Source organism: Acinetobacter sp. YH01018 (genome assembly GCF_013420295.1).
GTDB lineage: Bacteria > Pseudomonadota > Gammaproteobacteria > Pseudomonadales > Moraxellaceae > Acinetobacter.
This window is the reverse complement of record NZ_VOYL01000094.1, coordinates 1-4,373: the sequence shown is the minus strand read 5'-3', so window position 1 is coordinate 4,373 and position 4,373 is coordinate 1. Positions and strand designations below refer to the sequence as shown.

General features: G+C 39.5%; 2 protein-coding genes. One reads left to right on the top strand and one right to left on the bottom strand.

The genetic code is table 11. From position 1 onward, the window contains the following. Positions 1–283: 283 nt before the first annotated feature. Positions 284–1,777, bottom strand: a complete 1,494-nt coding sequence (locus tag FTT83_RS15555; protein WP_373456135.1) for a diguanylate cyclase — start codon at positions 1,775–1,777, stop codon at positions 284–286. A gap of 528 nt (positions 1,778–2,305) precedes the next feature. Between FTT83_RS15555 and FTT83_RS15550 the strand changes: the two genes are divergently transcribed. After that, positions 2,306–4,054 carry a hypothetical protein gene (locus tag FTT83_RS15550; protein WP_180044569.1) on the top strand — a complete coding sequence of 583 codons (1,749 nt, stop codon included), beginning with the start codon at positions 2,306–2,308 and terminating at the stop codon, positions 4,052–4,054. Positions 4,055–4,373 lie beyond the last annotated feature (319 nt).

The window sequence follows — 4,373 nt, the reverse complement described above, 5'->3', positions numbered from 1 at the left end:
GTTCAAATGGCTATTCTACGTTTGATTGGTTTTGGAAAAAAAGAAGAATTTAAGAAAGTGCTAGCAATTTTAAGAAAGAAAAAGCCTGATAGGACAAGGATCCTATGAAATTTGTCGTGTACAGAGAAAATTTTGTATTGTCTGAAAATTCACATGTTTATTATAACATTAGGCTGGTGTAAATAATCCGTGAATACCTTCCATGAGAGCTGTCTACAGCTAACCTTATATATCAAATACCTTAACTCTCTCCGTCGTGTTTGCATCAGTTAGATACCTGAAATTAACGCGTGCAGTTACGTCCCTCACGCTTGGCCTGATACAGCTGCTGATCTGCCATTTTCAGTACCTCTTCCACATCCTCAGAACTATGCGGCCAATAAGCAATGCCAATTGAAATGGTGACGATGCCAATTTCCTCGATTTCAGTGATTTCAACTGCCTTTCGTAGTCGTTCTGCCGCCTGAAAAACGGTGATCGGGTCTGAAGCAGCCATTAAAATAATAAACTCCTCTCCCCCTGAACGGCAGCAGATGTCATTGTCACGAAAATGATATTTCATCAGTCTGGCCAGTCTTTGTAAGACAATATCGCCTTTGTCATGGCCATAGCTATCATTTACCTTTTTAAAAAAATCGATATCCACTGCCAACACCGCAAATTCGGTACGCACACGCACAAATTCTTCAAGAAACAGCTTCATCCCTCGGCGATTATATAAACCGGTCAATGGATCGGTATTCACCGACTGATTCAGCTCATCAATTTTTTCCTTAAAATTCTGAGAACTTAGCATCAGGGAATTTTTGAACTGATTAACCTCAAAATATACAGGGTCAATTCTGTTAATTTTTTCCTGAATCTCAGGCTGATTGAGCATACTAGCCATTTTCGCCAAATGGTTTAAAGGTAGTGCAATCAAACCCGATAAACGCCAGACCACAAAGAAAATGAAGAAATAGAACAGGGTAATCCCGATGGATACGTTGATAATGATACTGTTGGCTTGAGCAAATAGCTCATCAATCGGCTGCTGCGATACAACAATCCAGTTCACACTGGGAATATGTGAAAAGCCGACCAGACTCTCTATGCCTTGGCCGTTCATCAGACGAAAAGCGCCATCTTGTTGCTGAAGCATCGGAGTTAAGCCATCACTGACCTGGACTTTCTGGCCAATTTTCCGAGTATCGGCATGAAAAATGATGCGTTTTTGGTCATCCATAACATAGGTATAATTTTTCTTGTAACCATATTTGGAGGCCAGCATTTCACTGACCAGATTCTTGCTTTGCAGATAAATCGTACCGGCGATAAAGCCCAAGTATTGCCCCTGGGTATCGAAGACTGGTTCAGAAATAATCACGATCAGTCTTTTGGTTGATGACCAGTATGGAGAAGAAATATAAGTTTTCTTGCGTTTGAGCGACTCGGTGATGCCAAGGGTTTTATGGATCTGTTTAGAATCAATCTTTAAGCTGGTCGGGAAAAATGAAATGATATGCCCTTCCCGGTCAACCAGAAAAACACTGTTGAAATGTCCGGACTGGCTTTTCAGGCGTGCCGTTTCACTATTCCTCAGGCTGGAACTAGCAAAATCTTGACCGAGCAGCTTGGCGCTAAAGCGTAAATTTTTTAAGATTTCTTCAAACTGATAGTTGGTATGGGCAGCAATCCTAGAGGAATATTCAGCATTCAAGGCCAGAGAGTTATCGATCAGGCGCTCTTTCACTGTATAGTTAACAAAAAATAAAGCAAAGACGAACAGACAGGTCACGCTTAAAACTGTTAAAAGTAATATTAAGCTGCGCAGATTTAAACGAGGCGCCAGTAAAACCTGTCTCAATAGGGCAATTCCAAGTCATTATTTATGATACTTATATCACAAAATAATGAAAAAACACGGTTTATTTCAATAACATCGACGTGAGTCAAATCACCCTGAAATGGCCGTCAATTTTTCCGGCCCTATTTTTTTACCGAGCGTTCAACGAATGCACTGCCACTATAGTACAGAAGGGAGTCAATGCTTGCGAAGTATGCTTTGGGCATTCATCGCTGTTTCTGCCTGAACTGATGATTCCAGGAAAATGGCCTGAACATGCAGGGTACCAGATTACTTGGAGTCGCGGGGTTCCTGCATTTTTACGCTTAGCACAGGTTCAGATCATTTAACCAGCAATGAACACCGCCGATATCGATTTTTTTTATGCTATATTCCCAGTTAAGACTTATATTTGTGATATAAATCACACGACTTATTTCCCCTAAAAGTTTGAACTTATTACAAGGTTTTTGGATTTCCATGCAAACATATATTCCTTATCAGCTGCGGGTAAAGTTAAAACAAATTGATCCTATTCTCGATAAGCATTGGCAACAACAAATACAGTCCATCCTATCGACGACGCCGCAGGCATTGCATCAGAAAATAGAAGACCAGTACCTGAAAGCCAAGAATATCGCATGGAATTACCTGAACCAGACCTTTGAGTTTAAAGGTCATACTAGCCTAAAAAATCTTCAGCTTGACACGCAAAACTCCGAATTACTGCAACTCGCGCACAGAATAAAGAGTACATTCAGCTATCTGCAAGGCTATCAAACCGACTTTCAGATTGCCGATTACCTAGAAAGTATTGTGCGTGAAATTAACCAGATTGATCTGGAACATTCAGCAGACATTCAGGCACAGCAACTGATCAAAAAAGCCTTTCTGTATGACGCTGCCCTGATTATTCGGGACTTAGATTTTACTGTTTCTGAAAATCACCGGCATTTGGATATTGAGCAGGTCCGAACTTTTATCTTTGAAATTTTTATGAAAAGTGAAATTCTGGGAAGCTGGTTTGCCCATATTTTGCCGAGTGAATATGCAGAACAGGAACTGGCAATTTTTCAGGATTATTTTATTCAGCAACAACGCGTTCGCGACTTTGAAATTATCAAAACCTTTCAATATTATTTTGTCCTAAGCAGCACCTACGACAGTTCAGTTTCTGCCTATTCAATTCGCCGTTTTTTAACCGAAGAAAACTTTGGTAAAGAGGATCGATTCTATATCAGTGGTTTGGTTCTTGACCCGCAACAGCTGGATCAAGCGGATTATTTTGCAAATTTTAAACAACTGATGAACCGAATCATTGGTATTCAGCGCAAAATGAATCCGCATATTGTGGAACTGATTGAATCCCTGCATGAATATAATCAGCAAAATCTCATCCCAAGTTTAAAAGAAATTTTAAATATTCAAAGTTTTTCCATCGATCACCTGGTGAAAGAGCATCTAGAAATCTTAGAAAAAGATTTATCCTTAAATATTCTCGAACCTTTGCTAAAAGGCTTAAAAAACAGTGTGCAACATACCGATGAACTAGAATATTGCTATTTAAATATTTCAAGGTTAATTAATGAGTTTCTGCATCAACTGGAAATTTTATCGCAGCAACCGATGCTACAGTTTAATCAGCATGCACGTCTGTTCAAATATCGCTTAATTGCTTATTTAAAATTACTGGAACAACGTCGTGCGCAAATCTTTGTGATCTTTCACGATGAATTTCAGTATCAGCAACAGCTACGAGCGGTTTCAGCCCCCACTCAGGAAATTAGGGAACTGCTCAATAGTGCGATGGAACAAACTCGCCAGATCCAGCAACACATACGCCAGTTAGAACGCGAAATGCAAAATGCCGAAAATAGCAGTTTTCTTAAGCGGCTGTTTAAAAAATCTGAAAATCATGAATTGAAGATCAATGAATTAAAACAGAATCTGATCGAGGTTCGAGATCGTTGCTATATTAGAATTATTGCTATTCAAAAACAGGCCTCTCAAGAGAGTGTTTATCTGGAAGCGAAGAATTTAATTTCGGTGATTGACTCTAAAGTACGGCATTATGCCTTTGCTAATGGTGAAAATGGCGTAACACGTTTACCGCTTCTGTTACAGTTACCTGAAGACCGCAATAACTTTAATATGCAGAGCATCCTCATGGCATTAAACTATGATTTTTTGCTCTCTGCAAAGAGTTGGAAATTGTCACAAAAGACCTAAGGCAAGGTTGTGAACTATCAAGAGGAAGGTAAATCAACAAGCTGATTTAAGAGTTGATTTTAGTGCTGCTCAATTGTCTTAATTAAATAAGTAGTTGAAAATAAGAGCTGATTTATCAGCTCTTATTTTTTGAAATAATTATTAGTTAGAATACTAACGTGGATACGTTCTTTTGATCTCGATGCGTTTTATCTTGACATACTCCCACCACTTTCGACTAGCTCAAGTGGGGGATTCTAAAAGCAAAGGCTCTTAGGCGACTTCCTCACGGATTTCGCTTGCTTTCTGCTTCGCAGGGCGACCTTTACTGCGTCTTCCC